General features: G+C 64.9%; 17 protein-coding genes. 10 read left to right on the top strand and 7 right to left on the bottom strand.

Features of this window, described 5'->3' with window-relative positions:
- The first annotated feature begins 34 nt into the window (after nt 1–34).
- The 9 genes from AKG11_RS19390 to AKG11_RS19350 all read left to right on the top strand — a co-directional run bounded on the left by AKG11_RS19390 (nt 35) and on the right by AKG11_RS19350 (nt 12,258).
- Nucleotides 35–1,987 carry a 3-hydroxyacyl-CoA dehydrogenase NAD-binding domain-containing protein gene (locus tag AKG11_RS19390; RefSeq protein ID WP_050745113.1) on the top strand — a complete coding sequence of 651 codons (1,953 nt, stop codon included), beginning with the start codon at nt 35–37 and terminating at the stop codon, nt 1,985–1,987.
- 19 nt (nt 1,988–2,006) lie between these two features.
- Nucleotides 2,007–3,443 carry an NAD-dependent succinate-semialdehyde dehydrogenase gene (locus AKG11_RS19385; RefSeq protein ID WP_050745112.1) on the top strand — a complete coding sequence of 479 codons (1,437 nt, stop codon included), beginning with the start codon at nt 2,007–2,009 and terminating at the stop codon, nt 3,441–3,443.
- 270 nt (nt 3,444–3,713) lie between these two features.
- Nucleotides 3,714–5,153 (top strand): CYTH and CHAD domain-containing protein, encoded by a 1,440-nt coding sequence (locus AKG11_RS19380; protein ID WP_050745164.1) that lies wholly within the window; start codon nt 3,714–3,716, stop codon nt 5,151–5,153.
- 158 nt (nt 5,154–5,311) lie between these two features.
- Nucleotides 5,312–5,974 (top strand): TetR/AcrR family transcriptional regulator, encoded by a 663-nt coding sequence (locus AKG11_RS19375; RefSeq protein ID WP_245290170.1) that lies wholly within the window; start codon nt 5,312–5,314, stop codon nt 5,972–5,974.
- A gap of 232 nt (nt 5,975–6,206) precedes the next feature.
- Nucleotides 6,207–7,460, top strand: coding sequence for a sarcosine oxidase subunit beta family protein (locus AKG11_RS19370; protein ID WP_050745110.1), 1,254 nt, complete (start codon nt 6,207–6,209; stop codon nt 7,458–7,460).
- Nucleotides 7,461–7,470: 10 nt separating this feature from the next.
- Entirely contained in the window at nt 7,471–7,755 is a 285-nt protein-coding gene (locus AKG11_RS19365; protein WP_050745109.1) for a sarcosine oxidase subunit delta, read from the top strand.
- Complete coding sequence (locus AKG11_RS19360) at nt 7,736–10,543, top strand: 2Fe-2S iron-sulfur cluster-binding protein (protein ID WP_050745108.1); 2,808 nt, start codon at nt 7,736–7,738, stop codon at nt 10,541–10,543. The genes AKG11_RS19365 and AKG11_RS19360 overlap by 20 nt, the downstream gene beginning before the upstream one ends.
- Nucleotides 10,536–11,084, top strand: a complete 549-nt coding sequence (locus AKG11_RS19355; protein WP_050745107.1) for an aminomethyltransferase family protein — start codon at nt 10,536–10,538, stop codon at nt 11,082–11,084. Before AKG11_RS19360 ends, AKG11_RS19355 begins: the two co-directional genes overlap by 8 nt.
- A 100-nt stretch (nt 11,085–11,184) precedes the next feature.
- Nucleotides 11,185–12,258, top strand: coding sequence for a branched-chain amino acid ABC transporter substrate-binding protein (locus tag AKG11_RS19350; protein ID WP_371260119.1), 1,074 nt, complete (start codon nt 11,185–11,187; stop codon nt 12,256–12,258).
- A gap of 115 nt (nt 12,259–12,373) precedes the next feature.
- Here AKG11_RS19350 and AKG11_RS19345 read toward each other — a convergent pair whose 3' ends face one another.
- The 4 genes from AKG11_RS19345 to AKG11_RS19330 all read right to left on the bottom strand — a co-directional run bounded on the left by AKG11_RS19345 (nt 12,374) and on the right by AKG11_RS19330 (nt 15,509).
- Nucleotides 12,374–12,754 (bottom strand): c-type cytochrome, encoded by a 381-nt coding sequence (locus AKG11_RS19345; protein WP_050745105.1) that lies wholly within the window; start codon nt 12,752–12,754, stop codon nt 12,374–12,376.
- 120 nt (nt 12,755–12,874) lie between these two features.
- On the bottom strand, nt 12,875–14,446 hold the full coding sequence (locus AKG11_RS19340) for a GMC family oxidoreductase (protein WP_023512003.1): 1,572 nt from the start codon (nt 14,444–14,446) through the stop codon (nt 12,875–12,877).
- A gap of 80 nt (nt 14,447–14,526) precedes the next feature.
- Complete coding sequence (locus AKG11_RS19335; protein WP_050745104.1) at nt 14,527–15,057, bottom strand: twin-arginine translocation pathway signal; 531 nt, start codon at nt 15,055–15,057, stop codon at nt 14,527–14,529.
- A gap of 56 nt (nt 15,058–15,113) precedes the next feature.
- Nucleotides 15,114–15,509: a VOC family protein gene (locus AKG11_RS19330; RefSeq protein WP_023512005.1), complete on the bottom strand. Its 396-nt coding sequence runs from the start codon at nt 15,507–15,509 to the stop codon at nt 15,114–15,116.
- A gap of 212 nt (nt 15,510–15,721) precedes the next feature.
- Between AKG11_RS19330 and AKG11_RS19325 the strand changes: the two genes are divergently transcribed.
- Nucleotides 15,722–16,030 (top strand): ribbon-helix-helix domain-containing protein, encoded by a 309-nt coding sequence (locus AKG11_RS19325; RefSeq protein WP_023512006.1) that lies wholly within the window; start codon nt 15,722–15,724, stop codon nt 16,028–16,030.
- A gap of 162 nt (nt 16,031–16,192) precedes the next feature.
- Here AKG11_RS19325 and AKG11_RS19320 read toward each other — a convergent pair whose 3' ends face one another.
- From AKG11_RS19320 to AKG11_RS19310, 3 genes are read right to left on the bottom strand one after another with little or no spacing between them, the layout of a single operon-like run.
- Complete coding sequence (locus AKG11_RS19320; RefSeq protein WP_050745103.1) at nt 16,193–17,347, bottom strand: FAD-dependent monooxygenase; 1,155 nt, start codon at nt 17,345–17,347, stop codon at nt 16,193–16,195.
- A gap of 10 nt (nt 17,348–17,357) precedes the next feature.
- Entirely contained in the window at nt 17,358–19,355 is a 1,998-nt protein-coding gene (locus AKG11_RS19315; RefSeq protein ID WP_050745102.1) for a TonB-dependent receptor, read from the bottom strand.
- Nucleotides 19,352–20,608: an MFS transporter gene (locus tag AKG11_RS19310; RefSeq protein ID WP_023512009.1), complete on the bottom strand. Its 1,257-nt coding sequence runs from the start codon at nt 20,606–20,608 to the stop codon at nt 19,352–19,354. The genes AKG11_RS19315 and AKG11_RS19310 overlap by 4 nt, the downstream gene beginning before the upstream one ends.
- Nucleotides 20,609–20,656 lie beyond the last annotated feature (48 nt).

Raw genomic sequence — 20,656 nt, 5'->3', positions numbered from 1 at the left:
CGCACGATACGAGCCTGCAACACCGGGAAACAAGATGACCGTCAACATCGATATCGACGGTGGAATCGCGATCGTCACGATCGCAAATCCGCCGGTCAACGCCATCAACGCGGCCGCGCGGGAACGGCTGCTGACCCTGGCCCAGGCGTTCGACAAGGATCCGGCGATCCGGGCCGTCATCCTCACAGGAGCCGGCGCCCTCTTCGTCGCGGGAGCCGATATCACCGAATTCGACCGCCCTGTGGAGCCGCCGTTCCTTCCCGATGTCGTCGCCCGGATCGAGCGGGCGGCAAAGCCATGGGTTGCGGCGATCCGCGGTGCGGCGCTCGGCGGCGGCCTGGAGCTGGCGCTCGGATGCCGCATGAGAATTGCGACCGGAACCGCCCGCTTCGCCCTGCCGGAGGTCAATCTCGGCATCATTCCGGGTTCCGGCGGCACGCAGCGCCTGCCGCGGGTGATCGGCATTGCCGAGGCGATCCGGGTCGTTGCGGAGAACCATACATTGGACGCCGCAGAGGCTGTACGGCTCGGACTGGTCGATGCCATGGTCGAGGAACCGCTGCTGCCGGGCGCCATTGCCTTCGTGCGCGTGGCGCTCGACAAGGCCCTGCCTCTGCCAAGCCTCGATCGTCCGCTATCCGAACCGGCGCAAGAGATCTGGACGGAAGCGGAACAGAGGATCGCTTCGCGCGCGAAGGGTGCTTCGGCGCCCCTGCAGGCACTAGAGGTCCTCAAATGCGGGGTCGAGCAAGGTGCTGCGGCCGGTCTGGCATGCGAGCGGGCGACCTTCCTCTCGCTGCGCGGAAGCGAGGAGGCCGCCGCCCTGCGCCATCTCTTCTTCGCCGAGCGCGCAGCGATGCGACCGGCGGATATCCGCGGGACAGCGCCGAGACCGGTCGACACCGCCGGCGTCGTCGGTGGCGGGACGATGGGCAGCGGGATCGCCGCCGCCCTTCTCAATGCCGGTCTCTCCGTCGTGCTTGTCGAGCAGGACGCTACCGGCGTTTCACGGGCACGCGAAACGCTCGCAAACCTTTTCGAGGCATCGCAGCGCCGGGGACAGACAACGGGCGAAGAGGTGGCCGAGCGGTTGGGCCGTCTCGAAACGAACATCGGCTATGGCGGCGTGGAGCGCTGCGACGTCGTGATCGAAACCGTGTTCGAGGAGCTCGCCGTCAAGCGTGCCGTCTTCGCCGAGCTGGGGCGCTTCTGCCGGCCGGATGCCATTCTTGCGACCAACACCTCCTACATCGACCCGCGGCTGATCGCGGAAGGCCTGCCGGAACCGGAGCGTTTCCTGGGCCTCCATTTCTTCAGTCCGGCGCATGTCATGAAACTCCTCGAAATCGTACCGACACCGGAAACGGCGCCGGGCGTGCTGGCGACGGCCTTCGAAATCGCCCGGCGCCTCGGCAAGATCCCCGTGCGCGCGGGCATCTGCGACGGCTTCATCGGCAACCGCATCCTCCGAAGGTTCCGGACGGAAGCGGAGGCGCTGGTTCGCGATGGCGTCGGTATCGCCGCCATCGACGCGGCGATGCGCGGCTTCGGCTTTGCCATGGGACCATTCGAAATGCAGGACATGGCGGGCCTCGATATTGCCTTTCTCCATCGCGAGGCGGCCCGCAAGCGGGGCGAACCCGTATCGGACATGCCGGGCGATCTGCTGGTGCGGGCGGGGCGCAAGGGCCAGAAGACCGGTGGCGGGTGGTACGACTACGCGCCCGGCGACCGCCGACCGCAGCCCTCCGCCAAGGCCGAGCGGATTCTCGCACCACTCATGGGGCCGCGAACGGACATGGCCGGCGAGGTAATCGTTGCCAGACTGATGGCCGCGATGGCACAGGAGGGACAGGCGATCCTCGCAGAAGGCATCGCCGCAAGCGCCGCCGATATCGACCTCGTCGAAGTCCACGGCTATGGCTTTCCGCGAAGGCGCGGCGGGCCGATGTTCCAGCTCGGCCGCGCCGATGCGAACCGCGTATGATACGAATGAGGATTTTACGATGACGACCTATCCTGACACATTGCTTTTCATCGACGGTGTTTGGCGGCCGGCCTCCGGCGGACGGACCATTCCGGTTCTCAACCCGGCGACGGCCCAGCCGATCGGCACCGTCGCCTGGGCGGATCGGGCGGATCTCGACGAAGCGCTGGCGGCCGTCGACCGCACCTTCCCGCAGTGGAGCGCGACATCGGCTTACGAGCGCGCGAGGCTGATGCGCCGCGCGGCCGATATCCTGCGCGAGCGCGCCGACGAGATTGCCGTCACGATGACGCTGGAGCAGGGCAAGCCGGTATCGCAGGCACGGATGGAGACGCTGGCCGGCGCCGATATCATCGAGTGGTTTGCCGGCGAGGCACAGCGCGCCTACGGACAGGTCATCCCCTCCCGCGCACCGGATGTGCTGCAGATCACCCTGAAGCGGCCCGTCGGGCCTGTCGCCGCCTTCACGCCGTGGAACTTCCCCATCAACCAGGTCGTTCGCAAGCTTTCCGCAGCGATTGCCGCCGGCTGCACGATCATCGTCAAGGCGCCCGAGGAAACTCCGGCATCGCCCGCGGCCCTCATCAAGGCCTTCGCGGACGCGGGTATCCCGGCCGGCGTCATCAATCTCGTCTATGGTGTTCCGGCCGAGATTTCGGAATACCTCATCCCGCATCCGGTCATCCGCAAGATCAGCTTCACGGGGTCCACGCCTGTCGGCAAGCAGCTCGCCGCGCTTGCCGGCGCACACATGAAGCGCGCCACGATGGAACTTGGCGGCCATGCGCCCGTCATCGTCACCGAGGATGCGGACCTCGACCTTGCCGTGAACCTGATGGTCGGCAACAAGTTCCGCAATGCGGGGCAGGTCTGCGTTTCGCCCACGCGTTTCCTCGTCCAGGAGAAGATCGCCGATGCCTTCACCGAGCGCTTTACGGCCGGAGCGAAGGCGGTGCGGGTCGGCAACGGCCTTGATGCCGATATCGAGATGGGGCCACTGGCGAACGATCGGCGCATCCCGGCGCTGGAAAGCCTGATCGGCGACGCCGTCGAACACGGTGCAAAGCTGACGACCGGCGGCCGCCGCATCGGCAATGAAGGGTGGTTCTTCGAGCCGACGGTGCTGGCCGACGTGCCGGTAGCGGCGCGCATCATGAACGAGGAACCCTTCGGCCCCGTCGCTGTCGTCAACCGCTTCGGTGATCTCGGAGAGGCGATCAGCGAGGCGAACCGCCTGCCCTATGGCCTTGCCGCCTTTGCCTTCACGCGCAGCAGCGCCACCGCGACGCGCCTCGGTAACGAGGTGGAGGCCGGAATGGTCTCCATCAACCATCTCGGCCTCGCCCTGCCCGAAGTCCCCTTCGGCGGGATCAAGGATTCGGGCCATGGTACGGAGGGAGGCTCGGAAGCGCTGCAGGCCTATCTCGATACCCGGCTCGTGACCCGCAAGGGCTGACACGCCGGTCCTTTCGTGCAACCGATGGGAGGAGGATTCCACTTCCTCCCATCGGCAAAACGGATGGTTCGGATCAGCCGGGGTGTTCGCTGACATGCCGCCGCGGAGCGGGTCGCGAGGCTGCGTCTACTTCATGTCTCTTTCGCCGACTTGCCTCTCAAGCGCAGGGCCGTATCCTGACGTGCCTTTGCTTTGCGCCATCGGGCCCCGAACCGCTTCGAAGCGGTCCGCCTTCCGCCGGCCGGCTTCGAGCAACAGCGGGAGACGAGCATGCCGGAGATCGAGCTGAAGCTGGACGTCACATCGGAGGATTTCGAAGCTCTCCTCGCCTCAAGACTGCTCGGTGAGCCGGTCGGCTCCATCAAGCGGCACGAGACCTATTTCGACACCGCCGAGAACAGTCTCGAAAAGGCGGGGTTTTCGCTTCGCATACGCCGGACGGGGACATCACTCGTCCAGACCATCAAGGCAACCGGCCCCGCCGCCCCCCTGTTCATCCGGCCGGAATGGGAAATGTCCGTGGCCTCGCTGGAGCCGGTCCTCGACGAAGCAGCGCCCCTGGCCTCGAGGTTCGGAACGATCGTCCCTGCGCTCTGCCCCCTGTTTGAGGTTGATATCGTCCGCCAGACCTGGACCGCGACCGAGAATGGGTCCCATATCGATGTTTCTGCCGATCGCGGCGAGGTGATCGCGGGGGAACGGCGGCTCGCCGTTTGCGAACTGGACCTTGAGCTGAAAGGCGGCAAGCCGGCCGACCTGTTCCGGCTGGCACGGAAGATCGAAGCGACCATACCGGTTGCGATCGGCGTCCAATCCAAAACCGAACGCGGCTATCGCCTTCTCGATGCGGCCCCCGTTGCCATCAAGGCCGACCCCATTCACCTCGAAACAGGCCACACCGCAGGGCACGCCTTTCGCGTGATCGCCGGATCCTGCTTTCGCCAGTTCCGGCTCAACGAAACAATCCTGCGTCGCCGGCACAGCGCGCAAGAGGCCCTTCATCAGGCGCGGGTCGCCTTGCGGCGGCTGCGCACCGCGTTCTCGGTGTTCAGGCCCCATCTCGGGGGCGAGGCGGAGCGATTGTCCGACGCGTTTCGCTGGCTCGCCCGCCTGCTGGGCGACGCCCGCGATCTCGATGTGCTGATGGCGAAGACGACATCGCCCGCATCCGACGCAACACTCCGGCAGGCACAAAATACCGCCCAAGAAGCCGCGCTCGCCGCGCTGTCGTCGCCCCAGGCCCGGGTTCTCATGATCGATTTCAACGAGTGGCTCCAGTCCGGGGATTACTTGCAGGCATCCGTACTCGGCGAGCCGGTGGTCGACTTTGCCGCGCGTGCCCTCGATAAGCTGCGAAGGAAGCTGAAGAAGAATGGCAGGGACCTCGCCGGCTTGACCGATGACGAACGGCACCAGATCCGCAAGGACGCCAAGAGGTTGCGCTATGCCGCCGAGTTCTTCGGCTGCCTGTTCGACGACAAGCGCGGGCAGCGCCGCCTCGCACATTTCTCCGACGCAATGGAGCGCCTGCAGGATCAGCTCGGTGCCTTGAACGACCTTGTGACCGGCCCGCAGATCGCGGCAAGATATGGTCTTACTGCACTGGAGGAAGGCGAACAGGCGTATCGGCCGCGTGACAAGGCGAAGCTGATCGGGCGTTCGCAGGCCGCGCTGGACGACTTGCTCGATGCAAAGAAATTCTGGCGCTGAACTGTTCGAGGCGATACGGCAGTGCCGGGAACCCTCAGCGCTTCCCGCAGCGGGCTCTGCCAACAGGGTAGATTCTCGTCGCGAACTTGATATCCCTCTTGCCGTGCGCAACATCCCGCGCTCGCCGTCGGACGCCGGGCTTGCCAGAAGGAGACGCCGTGAGCACTGCGAGCCCCCCGAGGACAAAAGCGTCTGCCGGAAAGCAGGCGGCCGGCCGCATGACGCGGGAGGCCTGGATCGAGGCGGGCATTGCAGCGCTTGTGGAAGAGGGCATTGCCAATGTGAAGATCCAGGTCATGGCGAAGACACTCGCCGTGTCGCGGTCCAGTTTCTACTGGTTCTTCGCCGATTTGCAGGAGCTGCACCGGGAGCTTCTCGAACACTGGCTGCGCAAGAACACCAGTCCGATCATCGAACGAGCGCTGCGCCCCGCGCTCACGGTCACGAAGGCCGTATGCCACATCTTCGAATGCTGGGTGGATCCCGGCCTCTTCAGCCCCCGCCTCGACGCCGCAGTCCGCTCCTGGGCACAGGTGGATGCGTCGGTACGCAACGTCGTCGATCAGGCGGACGACCAGCGCGTCGATGCTGTCGCACGCATGTTCCAGCGCTACAGCTACCCGGAGGACGAGGCCTTCATCCGCGCGCGCGTCCTCTATTTCACGCAGATCGGCCACTACACGCTCGGCATGCGCGATGACCGTGAAATGCGGCTGCGCCTTCTCAGGCCCTATCTCCTCAGTTTCACGGGCCGCACGGCTTCGGACGAGGAGGTCGAAGCCTTCGAAACCTTGATGCGGCGCGTTCAGCCGGATGGCTGAACAATGGACATGTTTGTACGCTTCGCGATTTACGGCCTTTAAGGCGATCCTCCGCACGAGGTTCGCCAAAGTGTGCATTCCATCGCAATCTTCTGGACATTAGTGTACAGAGAGAATACGCATAGGATCCGTCGAGCAGGGATGGCTCGGGGGGTGGTCTTTCAACCATGGGGCAGCGCATGAAGCAGCACTCAGCCTTGTTGTCGCAGGGCCGCGCATGGGGCGGCGCGCTATGACACGACACTACTCCGCATTCTCGCTTCTCAAGGAAGGCCTCAAGGGGCAGAAGGGCTGGCAGCAGGCCTGGCGCTCGCCGCAGCCCAAGCCGCGCTACGACATCCTGATCATCGGCGGCGGCGGACATGGCCTTGCGACAGCCTATTATCTCGCCAGGACGCACAATATCCGCAATGTCGCGGTCATTGAAAAAGGCTGGCTGGGCGGTGGCAACACCGGGCGCAACACCACCGTCGTACGCTCGAATTACTTCTTTCCCGAAAGCACGGCGCTCTACGACCTTGCGCTCCGTCTCTACGAAACGCTCGGCCGGGACCTCAACTACAACATCATGCTCTCCCAGCGCGGCATCATCACGCTTGCCCATAGCGAAGCGGAGATGGAGATGGCGGCGCGGACGGTCAACGCCATGCAGATCAACGGCACCGATGCCGAACTCTTCGACGCGGAAGCCGTGCGGCGCGTGCTGCCGCTCCTCAACGTCTCGCCCGCGGCGCGCTATCCGGTTTTCGGCGGCGTCTGGCAGGGCAGGGCCGGGACGGCGCGCCACGATGCGGTCGCCTGGGGTTACGCCCGCGCCGCCGACAGGCTGGGCGTCGACATCATCCAGTCCTGCGAGGTGGAGGACTTCCTGATCGAGGGCGGGCACTGCCGCGGCGTCAGGACGAGCCGCGGCGAGATCCGCGCCGAACGCACGGGCATGGTCGTCGCCGGCCATTCCTCGCATCTTGCGGCCAAGGCCGGTTTCCGCCTGCCGATCACCTCCTATGCCTTGCAGGCCTGCGTTTCCGAGCCGATCAAACCGGCGCTCGATACGGTCGTACTCTCTCCCGGAACCGGTACCTATGCCAGCCAGTCGGACAAGGGCGAGCTCGTCATCGGCGGCGCTCTCGACCGGATCCCGTCCTATGGGCAGCGCGGCAACCTGCCGGTGCTGGAAGACGTCGTCGCGGGCCTTCTGGAAATGTTCCCCTCGTTCCGCCAGCTCCGGCTGATGCGGCAATGGGCCGGCATCGTGGACGTGACCCCGGATTCATCGCCCATCCTCGGGGAGAGCCCGCTGCCCGGCCTCTTTCTCAACTGCGGCTGGGGAACGGGTGGCTTCAAGGCCATTCCGGCCGGCGGCACGCTGCTCGCCCATCTCCTGGCGACGGGCAAGCACCACGACATCAGCCGCCCCTTCGATCTCGACCGCTTCGCACGCGGCCGCCTGATCGACGAAGCCGCCGGCTCCGGCATCGCACACTAGGAGGCAACCCATGCAGCTCTTTCCCTGCCCCTTCTGCGGCCCGCGAAGCGAGAGCGAATTCCACTTCGGCGGCGATGCCGGCAATCACCGCCCCGAAGGGTTTCGCGCCGTGACGGACGGCGAATGGAGCAGCTATCTGCACGCGCGCAACAATCCGCGCGGACAGGCAAGCGAGATCTGGATGCACATGACCTGCGGCGAGGTCTTCCGTATGGAACGGGACACCGTAAATCACCGCGTGGCACAGTCCTTCGCGCTGGGAGAGGGAGACGGCCATGACGGCATGGCGCACTGAGGGCGGCTCCGCCATCGACCGTTCACGGCGGCTGCGCTTTTCCTTCGATGGGCGCGCGGTCGAGGGTTTTGTCGGCGATACGGTGGCTTCGGCACTGCTGGCCGGCGGGGTCTCTGTGCTCGGCCGCAGCTTCAAGTATCACCGCCCTCGGGGCCTCTGGGGCGCCGGCGTCGAAGAGCCGAACGCTCTGGTCGACATCGCCGGCGGTATGCCGAACACGCGGGCAACGCAGGCGCGCGCCGTGGATGGCATGGCGGTGCGCAGCGTGAATGCCGATCCGAGCGCGCAGAAGGATCGCCACGCCTTCCTCGATGCCTTCTCGCGCTTCATTCCAGCCGCCTTCTACTACAAGACCTTCATGTTCCCGGACTGGCACCTCTTCGAGCCGCGTATCCGGCAGATGGCAGGCCTCGGGGTGCTGGACGCGGCCGTACAAGGCCCCGCCTTCGCCGAGCAGGTGAACCACCATTGCGACATGCTGGTGGTCGGCGCTGGCCCGGCGGGTCTGCTGGCCGCCCGCAAGGCGCTGCATGCCGGCAAACGCGTCGTCCTGTGCAACGACGGCCGGGAGGTCGGCGGCAGCCTGCTTTTCCGCACCGCGACCATCGAGGACAAAGCCGGCCTCGAATGGGCGGCAGACGTGGCTAGGGAACTGGCCGAGGCCGGAGCTCTCGTGCTGACCGGAACGACGGCCTTCGGCATCTACGACCATCATCTGGTCGGCCTTCACCAGAAGGGGGAAGATGGCGCAACGGACCGTCTCTGGCGGGTCCGCGCCGGATCGATCGTGCTCGCCACCGGCGCCATCGAGCGGCCGCTTCCCTTCGGCAACAACGACCTGCCGGGCATCATGTCGGCGGAAGCCGCCCTTGTCTATCTTCGCCGTTTCGGCGTCGCCGCGGGGCGCAAGGTCGTGGTCGCGACGAACAACGGCCTTGCCTACGAGACGGCGGAGGCCTTGGCCGCGGCCGGGGCGGAGGTGACCGTCGTCGATTATCGCGCCGATGCATCGTCACTCGCCGGCCTCCGCGTTCTGGCGGGACGCACCGTGCTTTCCGCCAGCGGCCGCGGCGCCGTCCGTGCCGTCCGGCTTTCCGACGGCAGCATGCTGGAAGCGGATGCCGTGCTTGCCTCCGGCGGCTTCACGCCGACCGTGCACCTTTACTGCCAGGCGCAGGGCAAGCTCGACTGGCGCGACGACATCCTCGCCTTCGTCCCCGGCCGGCCGGTCAAGGGCGTTGCGGTTGCGGGGGCCGCCGCCGGTGACTTCGGCCTTCCCGCAGACCTGACAGAGGGCGCCGACCGGACGCTTGGCATCATCGCGGCCTGGCCGAAACCGGGCGCGAAGGAACGGGTCTGGATCGATCTTCAGAACGATGTCACCGCCAAGGACGTGGAACTCGCCGTGCGGGAAAACTTCGTCTCCGTCGAGCATCTGAAGCGCTACACGACGCTCGGCATGGCGACGGACCAGGGCAAGACCTCCAACGTCAATGGCCTGGCGCTGATGGCGGAGATCACCGGTCGCCGCATTCCCGAGGTCGGCACGACGACCTACCGCCCGCCCTTTGCGCCGGTCCCGCTCGCGTCCTTCGCGGGCGCCCGCTCCGGCACGCGCATGAACCCGCTCCGCCGCCTGCCGCTGGAAAGGCAGCACCGCGCCGAGGGTGCCGTCTTCCGCGACTATGGCGGCTGGCTGCGCCCCGCCTATTATGGCGGCGGCGCTGCGGAGGCGCGCATTCAGGCAGAAGCAAAGACCGCCCGCCAGGGTGTCGCGCTCTTCGACGGCTCGCCGCTCGGCAAGATCGAGGTGATCGGCCCGGATGCCGCCACTTTCCTCGATTTCATCTACTACAATACCGTGTCGACGCTCCCGCCCGGCCGCTGCCGTTACGGCTTCATCCTCACGGAAGGTGGCAACATCTATGACGATGGCGTGCTGGTGCGGCTCGACGAGAACCGTTTCGTCGTTTCCTGCTCCTCCTCACACGTGGCCGGCGTACACGCCCTGCTGGAGGAGTGGCGTCAGGACCGCTACGACAGGCGACGGGTCTTCATCCACAACGCGACGGCCGAAATGGCGACGCTGACCGTCACCGGACCGCGTGCACGAGCACTGATGGAAACCATCGGCTTCGACGTTCCGCTTGATGATGCGGCCCTGCCGCACATGGCCGTGGCGGCCGGCGTATTCGAAGGCGTCGCCGTACGGATCGCCCGCGTCAGCTTCACCGGCGACCGTTCCTACGAGGTTTCCGTGCCCGCCGACCATGCCGCGACACTCTGGGCGCGGCTGCGGCGGGAAGGCGAGGCCTTCGGCGCCACCTTGCTCGGCCTCGAAGCCCTCATGATCCTGCGTGCCGAAAAGGGCTACATCGTCATTGGCAAGGACACCGACGGAACGAGCCGCCCGATGGATTTCGGTCTCACCGCGCCGCTGGAGCGCAAGAAGATCGAGTTCATCGGTCGCCGGTCGCTCATCACAGAGGACGCCGCGCGCCTGGATCGACGGCAGTTCGTCGGCCTCGAAGCCATCGACGGCAAGGGCGTGCTGCCGACCGGGGCGCACGGCATCGAACGGGAGGCGGGCAGCCTGCGCAGCACGGGCTATGTCACCTCCAGCTATTTCAGCCCGGCGCTGCAGACGCCGATCGCGCTGGGGCTGATCGAGCGCGGTCTTTCCCGTATGGGTGAGATCATCGAGCTGCAGCATCTCCGGGAGATCAGACGCGCCCGCATCATCTCCCCCTGCGCCTTCGACGCGGAAGGAAACCGCCTCCATGCTTGACGTGTTCGCGAAATGGCGCCCCGAACCAGACTGGACGCTTGCCCGTCTCGCCGGCCCCAACCTCACGATCGGGACTGTCGCCGGACTCACGCAGCGCCTCGTCAGCGGTGATGTCGAGCGGTTTCTCGCCCGTCATGATCTCGGCAAGGATATCGGCGCGCTGGGGCTTGCCGTTGGCGAGCGCTATGTCGTGCGTGTTGCCCGCGATCGGTTGCTGGTCGTCGGGATCTCGTCTGGGGAGTTGGCAGACGGATGGCACGACGAGGGCTGGGCCGCAACGACCGTCAGCGCCGCCCTCCGCGTCATCGAAGCGAAAGGAGACGGTGTTCGCGACCTCCTCGCGCGCGGAACGACCCTCGACCCGGACAATGCCGGGCCTTGCGCCGCCATGTCGTTTGCAGGGATGATGGCGACGATCTACCGGCACGCCGACACCGGGAGCCTGCGGATTCATATCGACAGGGGGCTTGCTTCCTATCTCTGGGAGTGGCTCGAATGTCAGCCTCTTCTGGGTGGGAACGGAGAGCCCGTCCCGAGTTGATGTTTTATTGTGAAAAGAACGACCCGCACTGGTGCGGGCGAAAAAGGGAGTTGAGACATTGAAGAGCCTTCTGATTATCGGCACGGCCCTCGGCCTGCTCATGAGCACCGCCGCGCGGGCGGAAGACCTGACATTCGCCGTCGCCGGCCCGCTGACCGGGCCGCTCGCCACGATCGGTGACCAGTTCAAGCAGGGTGCGCAGGCCGCCGCCGACGCCATCAACGCCAAGGGCGGCGTGATGGGCCGCCAGATCAAGCTGCAGTTCGAGGACGACCAGTGCGATCCGAAGCAGGCCGTTTCGGTCGCAAACCGCATCGCCGCCAGCGGCATCCAGTTCGTCGATGGCCACGCCTGCTCCGGTTCCAGCATTCCGGCATCGGCCGTCTACGCCGAGAACGGTACGCTGATGATGAGCCCGGCCTCCTCGAACCCGGTCATGACGGACGATGCGGCCGCCAAGGGCTGGACCAACATCATGCGCCTCTACACCCGTGACGACGCCCAGGGCGCTTTCATCGGCCCGTGGATCGCAAAGCAATATACCGGCAAGAACGTCGCAGTGCTGCACGACAAGACGGCCTATGGCCAGGGCGTTGCAGATGCCGTGCGCGCTACGATGAATGAAAACGGCCTCAAGGAGGTTCTTGCCGAAGGCATCAATGCCGGTGAGAAGGACTACAATGCGCTGGTGACCAAGCTGAAGGACGCCAAGGTCGATGTCGTCTATTTCGGCGGCTATCATCCGGAAGCGGGCCTCATCCTGCGCCAGGCCGCCGAGCAGGGCTACAAGTTCCAGCTGATCATGCCGGACTCGATTGCCTCACCGGAATTCTGGCAGGTTGCAGGCCCGGCCGGCGAAGGCACGATGTTTGTCTTCCCGTCCGATCCGCAGGCCAAGCCCGAAGCGAAGGAAGCCGTCGAGAAGATCCAGGCCGGCGGCTTCAAGCCGGAAGGGTTCACCCTCTTCTCCTACGCCGTGATCCAGGCCTTTGCCCAGGGTATCGAACGTGCCGGCTCGGACGATCCGACCAAGGTCGCCGAAGCCCTGAAGAACGGCCAGCCGATCGACACCGTCGTCGGAACGGTCACCTTCGACGAGAAGGGCGATCTGAAGAACGCCAGCTACGACATCAACCGCTGGAGCAACGGCAACTACGCGCCGATCGCACAGTAAGGGCACCACCGTCGGATGGCGCCGCCATCCTTCAGGGAAGCGACCTCCGCAGCGAACAGGCCCGGTCACACACCGGGCCTGTTTGCCGAATGCATGGCCCCGGGAACTGCCCCTTTTACCGGGCCGGTCCAAGGGAGCGGAGATAGGCGATGACGTCATCGGCGTCACCGGGCTTCAGTCCGGAAAACGCCATGCGTGTTTTCGGGATCATTTTCTTCGGTCCGGCCAGATAGGCGGACAGCGCCGCCTCGTCCCATCTGAGCCCCTTCTCGCCTTCCGCCTTCATTGCCTCGGAATACTTCCCATAGTCGCCAAGGGAAGCCGCCGGACGGTCGATGATACCGACCAGATGGGGACCGACCTTGTTCACCGGCTGTTCGGCGCTGTGGCAGGCGGTGCATTTCTTGAAGACCGCGGCGCCAGCCTCTGCCGAGCCTTCGGCGGCATTGGCAGCAATGGGGAGCAGCAGGGCGGTTAGAAGGATGACATTTTTCATGCTTGATCCACGGTGACGGCAAAAAGCGGCCGGCGGAAGCCGGCCAAAGGTGGCGCGGCCTCAGGAGCCGCACGCGATCACCGGCCGCCCGCAGGCGACCGGGGAGGATCGCGGTTTTGCTCAGATCGAGCCGGCGCCCATTTCCTTGGCGATGTAGTCCGCCTGGCGGATGGCGAGCGTGACGATCGTCAGGGTCGGGTTCTCCGCCGCTCCTGTGGTGAACTGGCTGCCGTCGGAGACGAAGAGGTTCTTGATGTCGTGCGTCTGGCCCCACTTGTTGACGACGCCGTCCTCAGCCTTCTCGCTCATGCGGTTGGTGCCGAGATTGTGCGTCGAGGGATAGGGCGGCGTCGGGAAGCTGCGCGTCGCGCCGACCGCAGCGTAGAGCGCTTCGCCCTGTTTGTAGGCGTGGTTGCGCATGGCCACATCGTTCGCATGGTCGGTGAACCAGACATCCGGGATCGGCATGCCGTACTTGTCCTTCAATTCGCCATGCAGCTTCACGGCGTTCTGTTCCTGCGGCATGTCCTCGCCGACGATCCACAGGCCCGCCATGTTGGCATAGCTGTCCATGGCCGAGGCAAAGGAACGGCCCCAGCCGCCGGGATCGAGGAACGCCGCCATGAACGGCACGCCGAGCGCCAGCGTCTCCAGTTCGTAGCCGCCGACGAAGCCGCGCGAGGGATCGTGTTTGGCCTCGTCGCGGATGATGCCGGCCATGGTGGTGCCGCGGTAGAAATGCACCGGCTTTTCGAACACGGCATAGACCGAGCCGGTCGTATGCCGCATGTAGTTCTTGCCGACCTGGCCGGAGGAGTTGGCGAGGCCATCAGGATATTTGCTCGATGCAGAATTGAGCAGAAGGCGCGGGCTTTCGATGGAATTGCCGGCGACGCAGACAATGCGGGCCTTCTGGCTCTGCAGCTTGCCGTCCTTGTCGGCATAGACGACAGCCGTCACCTTGCCGCTGTCGTCATGCTCGATCTTGACGACATGGGAATTCGGCCGCACTTCAAGCTTGCCGGTCGCTTCCCCCTTCGGGATCTCGGTATAGAGCGTCGACCATTTGGCGCCCCATTTGCAGCCCTGGAAACAGAAGCCGGTCTGCTGACAGCTCATGCGGTCGTCGCGATCGGCCGAGTTGATTGCCATGTTGCCGGTGTGACATTCCTTGTAGCCGAGCTTGTCGGCACCGGCTTTCAGGATCTTGAAGTTGTTGTTGCCCGGCAGGCCTTCGATGCCGTTGGTGCGGGTCACGCCCATCTTGTCTTCGGCCTTGGCGTAGTAAGGCTCCAGCTCGGCCAGTGTCAGCGGCCAGTCGAGCAGGTTGGCGCCCTCGACCTTGCCGTAGTGCGTCAGGGTCTTGAACTCGTGCTCCTGGAAGCGCAGCGAGGCGCCGGCCCAGTGCGTCGTGGTGCCGCCGACGGCCTTGACGATCCAGGCCGGCAGGTTGGGAAAGTCTTTCGAGACACGCCAGCCACCGCCCGTCGTGCGATGGTCCAGCCAGGCGAGCTGGGCAAAGCTGTCCCATTCGTCGTTGATGAAGTCCTCGTGTTCGATACGCGCGCCGGCCTCGAGCACGACAACGTCGATGCCTTTCTGCGCGAGTTCGTTGCCCAGCGTACCGCCGCCGGCACCCGAACCGATGATGACGACCACGCTGTCGTCGTTGAGATCATAAGGAGCTGCCATGGTTTCCTCCCGAAACATGGGCGATCGGCGCCATGCGCCTTGCAGCCGCGCCTCCTCCGGCGCTGGCCGTCAGATCGCCGTCAAAGCCATTCGATATCGTCGAAGCCGCGGGCGATGTAGCCGCCCTTGGAATAGGATTCGCCCTCGTAGCCGAAATGCGGCCAGAGCTCCTTCTGGTTGTAGAGCGAGACCACGAGATCGCCGCGTACCGCCTGGAAGAAGGGCGTCGTCTCGATCTGCTTGAGGATATCGACGCGGTCGTCCTCCCAGCCGAGTGCGCGGTAGCCGCCTGCGCCGGCACGCTTGTCGAGATCGGCGATGCCAGCCTCGATCAGTTCCTTGTGCTTGGCGTCCGTGCCGGCCTTGGTGTCGTGGCCTTTCACCGCGATGGCGTAGAACCGGTCGGCTATCGAATCGTGCGGGTAGATGTCGCGGGCGAGCTTGATGAGGGTCGCCATGGTGTCCGGCTTCAGCGCCGCCGTCTCCAGCCCCCAGGCCTTGTCGGGGCTGAGCACCGCATTGCCGGTGATGATCAGCGCGGCGCCGATCGTGCCGCGCTTCAAAAGCTCGCGCCGGGAGAGCCCAGGGCGCTGCTCGTAGATGGTCGTCATGTCGCATTCCTCCCGTTGCATTGGAACGGGCGACCCTCCTCCGGCCGCCCGCCCGTTCATTTGAAGCGGCCGTGCCGTTGCAAGACCTCGATCTTGTAGCCGTCAGGATCGGTGACGAAGAAAAAGCGGGCGAGCAGGCCGCCGTCACGGTTGAACTCGACGATCTTGCCTGTCGTGAAGCCGAGGGCGGAGATGCGGGCGTGCTCGCCGTCGAGATCGGAAACGGAGACCGCAAAATGGCCATAGCCGTCGCCGAGATTGTAGGCCTCGGAGCGCCCCTTGTTGATCGTCAGCTCGAGTTCGAAGTCGCTTTCGGCATTGCTCATGTAGACGAGCGTGAAGGTCTCGAAGTCGAGCCGGTCGGCCACGTCGAGCCCGAAGGCCTTGTTGTAGAAGTCCACGGACCGGCCTTCATCCAGAACCCGGATCATGGAATGGATCGACTTCGCCACGCTGTTCTTCTCCTCTTTGCAGTTCGTATCGTGAGGAGATTTTGCGCCGGGATTCACCGCGGTGGGTAGCAGCCCATTACCGCATGAGGATTTTCATTTCTGGAGTTTCTTTCGAAGGATTTTTCGCCAAGCCGGCGTCACCCGGATGATTTGACCAAAGCCCGGGGTCACCGCATAATCGCGCCCATAAAAACAAGACTGGAGGATATACCATGTGTGAGGTCTTTGCGGGCCAGGACCCGCAACGCTACCGGCCCGTCAACCGCTCGGTGCGGATCGGCGGACATTCGACCAGCATCCAGATCGAGGCAGCCTTCTGGGACCTGATCGACGAGATGGCCGCAGGCCAGGGCCTGTCGACATCCCGCTTCCTTTCGACGCTCTACGACGAGGCGCTTGAGATCAACGGCTCGGTGTCGAATTTCGCCTCGCTGCTGAGGACGAGCTGTCTCATCTACATCATGGGCGGCGCCGGAAAATGCGACGGCGCACCCCAGTTCCATATCGTCGCGGCGGAGTAGCACCCCGGGACAAGTTCCAGGACGGTAAAGAAGGGGTGGCCGAAGCCTCCCCTTCGTCGCCTGCCCGAAGATGCGGTCGAAGACCTCCCCGAAAGGACCTGCCGGCAGCAGGCTTATCGATACCGGCGAAGGTATCGATAAGCCTGCTGCGTCTCTGCCTGATCAGTCGAGCGCGAGAGGTGGCGCCGCCAAGCGGCTGGAGGTGAACCGGATGAAGGGCCGCGAGAGCATGATCGGCAGGATCCAGGATTGCAGGCGCATGCCCAGGGTGCTCTGCGGAATATAGTGCCCGCCGATCTTGCGCGAAACGGACTGCATTCGCGTCACAAGCGGCCGCATGCGGGCCTCGTAGCTTTCCAGGGCCTCCGTATGGGTCTTGCGGGCGAGCTCGGCAGCAAGGATGTAGGCACCAGCCATGGCGGTGGAGGTGCCCTGGCCGGCAAGGAAGGTCAGGCACCAGGCGGCGTCCCCGAGCAGGACGATCCGCCCCTTCGACCACGTCGGCATCTCGATCTGGGCGACCGTGTCGAAAAAGGCCTGATCCCAGTCGATGGCAGATCTCAGCGCGGAGGCCACCGGTTCCGGCCAATGGCCGAACGCCTTCTGCAGCACCGTGCGCCGCGCTTCGGGATCCAGCCGGTCGGTCCGTTCGTCGCGCCAGCAGAACAGCGTGGCGGCGGTGCCGTCGCCGACGGCATAGAGGCCGCCTTGATGATCGACATCCATCATGCCGACAAAACTGGCCCCGAGCGGCTCTTCGAGCGGAACGCGCCAGGCGCTGGCACGGTAGCCGAGCGGTCGGAGAAAATCCTCATGGGGACCGAAGGCGAGGGCACGAACCGTGCTGCGATAACCATCCGCGCCGACGATGAGATCGAAGCGCTCTCGGCTGCCGTCGGAGAAGATGGCATCGACGCCGCTCCCGTCATCCTCCAGCGCAGTGACGGTCGTCTCGTAGCGGATCGGACACCTACCCTCCACGGTTTTGGTCAGGATCTCGTGGAAATCGCTTCGCATGATGGCGAGGAGCCTCCCCTCCGCCGCCTTCGCCAGAGTGCGGTAGTCGTAGGAAAAGAGCTTCCGGCCGCGGCGGTCGAGATGGTGCGCGGGGCCGAGCGGCATGGCCTTCGCGCGAAAGGCCTCGACGAGACCGAGCCGTTCGGCGACCTGCCAACCGTTGATGTGCAGGCCGATGGAATAGCCGCCGGTACGGCCGTGTGCGGCCTTTTCCACGACGACCGGTTCGATGCCGTGCCGCAGCAGGCAGGCAGCGAGGGTCAAGCCTGCAGGCCCGCCGCCGACGATGAGGATGCGCATGCCGGGCTCCTCAGAACGTCATGTTGATGCGGCCGCCGATCGTGCGGCCCTGTCCGAGCTGGTAGAGATTGCCGAGACCGGGATACTGGAAACCGTAGGTCGTGTAGGTCTTGTCGAAGACGTTGGTGACGAAGGCCTCGGCGGTGACCTTGTCGTCCAGCTCCCATTTCACGCCGAAATCCACCAGGGCATAGCCCTTCTGGCCGATCGTGTTCGTCTCGTCGAAGTAGTGCTCGCTGACATAGGTGAGGCCGGCATAGGGAACCAGCGCACCGCGACCGCTCTCCAGTTCGAAGCGATAGTCGAACAGCAGGTTGGCCGTGAACTCCGGGGCATAGGGCACGGTGTTGCCGGTAAAATCGGTGCCCGGCGCTACTGGATTGTCGTAGTCCGTAAAGCGTGTGTGGTTGTAGGCAAGGCCCGCCGTGATGCCGAGTTCTTCCGTCGGCTTCGCACGGACCTTGAGGTCGATGCCCTTCGCCGTCACCTCGCCGACATTCTGCAGGTATTGCCATGGCTGAACGTCAACGAACATCTGGTAGTCCTTGGTGACGTTGTAGTAGGCGGAAAGCTGCACCTCCATCAGACCGGCCTCGTCGCGGTATTTCAGCCCCACCTCGCCGTTGTAGGTGTGCTGCGGATCATAGGTGAAAGCGTTGTTGGCGGACGTCACGTTGCGGGTGAAACCGCCGGCCTTGAAGCCGGTGCTGAGAAGGCCGTAGACGCGCCATTCGTCGGTCAGGCCGTAGCTCACGCCGAGTTTCGGTGAAAGGGCGGTGAACGCATTGTCGTCGCTGAAATTCACGCCGCCCACCGCCTCCGCACTTGCCCTCTCGTAGTCGAGGCGAAGGCCGGGCGAGACATCGAGGCGGTCGGTGGCATGCCAGGTCACATCGCCGAAGAGCGCGTAGGAATCGATCTTTTGCCGCGATGTCTGGCTGGCGACCGGCACGGCCCGCGTGAAGTCGAGATGCTGGTAGTAAAGGCCGGCCACATAGTCGACGGGGCTGCCCTGGTCAGGGTTGGAAGCGATACGCAGTTCCTGGCTCAGCGTCCATTGCTTTTCCGGCGTGTAGGTGCCGAAGACCGTGCGGTCGAGATCGCTCTTCTGGTAACCGGTCAGCGCCGTGACGGTGGCAAAGCCGAGATCGTAGGCGGCATTGATGCCGAAATTCCAAGTGTCGAGATCGTATTCCGACGGTGCATCGAAGGCGATGCGGTCCTCCAGCATCGATTCCAGGACGAAGTATTCTTCGGTCGAGGAGACCTGGCCACGACCACCGCTGATGGTCACGTCCCAAGGGCTGTCTGTCGGAGCATACCGCAGGCGGACCTGCCCGTTGACATCCCTCGTGCCGCCGACATCCGCGCCGGTGGTGGTCGTGTACATGTCCTTGGCGTCCAGCAGCGAGAGATTCACGTCGCCATAGAGCACATCCTTGATCAGCGGCGTGCTGGCATGGAAGGTGCCGCCAGCGCCTTCATTCGTCAGGTTGGCGTCGAAGCCGAACCGTGCCTCGTTGTCCGGCTTGCGGGTGACGATGTTGATGACGCCACCGATCGCGCCGCGGCCATAGAGCGAGCCCTGCGGACCATAGAGCAGCTCGACATTTTCAACGCCGCCCGGTAGGGCGCGGGTAAGGTTGAAACTGTCCTGCGGCAGGCCGTCGACATAGACCTGCGTGCTCGGATTGTAGAAATCGAGCGAGGCCTGGCCGCGAATGGTGAAATTGGCATAGGCACGGCTGGACCGCGAGCGGATGTTGACGTCCGGGAAGATGCGATCGAGATCGGCGACGGTGTCGATACCGCGCGAAAGCAGTGCGTCCGCATTCGCGATATCGGCCGTGGACGGCAGCAGGAAGTAGTCCTCGCTGCGCTTGGTGGCGGTAATGATGATCGGCTCGAGCGTCGATGCCGTGGCGGTGTCTTCAGCCAGTACGCTGGTCGGCGAGAGACTGACGGCGAGAGCGAGAAGGGAGACGCCGGACAGGCTGTGACGCATCATGGTTCCGATACCTTTTCTGGAAGTGCAGGGCCCCGCGCCGTCCGGATGGAGGCGCCGAGCGTACGGGGAGCGAGGAGAAGGGCGGCGAGGATGAAGACCGCCGAGGCGGCAAACAGCCAGCCGTAGCCGAAGGCGCTGGCGAGCAGGCCGGCAACGGAGGACGCGGCAATGGCGAGGATCGCATCGACGCTCTGCAGCGCGGCGAAGTCGGTCGCCGTCTGCTCCGGATTGCACCAGTTCATCATGGCCGCATAGAGCGCAACAAAGGAGAACGCGACCGCGCCAACCTGCATGAGCAGAATACCGAGAGCAAGCACCGGCGTGGCCAGGCCGGTAAACTCGGCAACACCGAGCGCCAAAAGCAGGAGGACATTCAGCACGGCGGCGATCCCGATCGCGCGGGGAATACCGGCCGCCTGCACGAGGAGGGCGCCGAGCGAGGAGGCGATGAACCCGGCAACCGCACCGCCCGCGCCGCGCAGGATCCCGATCGTGTCGAGCGCAATGCCCTTGTCGACGAGATAGGGCCCGGTGAGTGCCTGCCCCATGCGAAGACCAATCTGGTAGACCGCGAGGAAGACGAGCCCCTGCATCAGGGCGCGGTTCGCGATCGTCTTCCTGAGGCCCACCGTGCGCACCGCCGAAGCCGTCTTGTTTCTGGGGGCGGCAAGGCCGCCAGACAGCAAGACGGGAATGGTCAGCAGCAGGACGAAACCAGCCATGGCGGCCATGGAAACCGCCCAACCGGCATGCTGGTATACGATGAGCCAGAGGCCGCCGCCAATGAGGAAGCCGAGATAGGCGCCGGCCGTCGAGGCGCCGCTGGCAAGTCCGCGCGTTGCCGCATCCGAGGCCCGGACGGCAAGGGAATCGGTCGCGACATCCTGCGTCGAGGCGAAGACACCCATGACGAGCAGCACGGCGGCAAGAGCCCCCATATGGGTCTGCGGCGGCAGCACCATCGCCACAAGGAAGCACAGGATGATGCCGAGCTGGCAGGAAAGGATCCAGATGCGTTCGCTGAGGAAGCGGTCGACCAGCGGCGCCCACAGGAACTTCAGCGCCCAGGGCAGAAACAGCACTGCCAGATAGCCGATCTGGTCGAGCGGCATGCCGGCATCCCGCAGCACCACGGGCAGCGCAGTCTGCACCATCGATCCGGTTACCGACTGGGCGGCATAGAGACCGGCCAGGAGGCCGAGCACGGCCCAGCTCGCCGAGCGTCCGGCGAAATTCACAACAGCAGTCGACATCACCCCTCGCAATGTATTTCACGCCCTCACTAGGCCGATGCGCAAAAC

Source organism: Shinella sp. SUS2 (assembly GCF_001262505.1).
Taxonomy (GTDB): domain Bacteria; phylum Pseudomonadota; class Alphaproteobacteria; order Rhizobiales; family Rhizobiaceae; genus Shinella.
The sequence above is the reverse complement of the archived record's forward strand: the minus strand, read 5'-3'. Positions and strand labels throughout refer to the sequence as shown.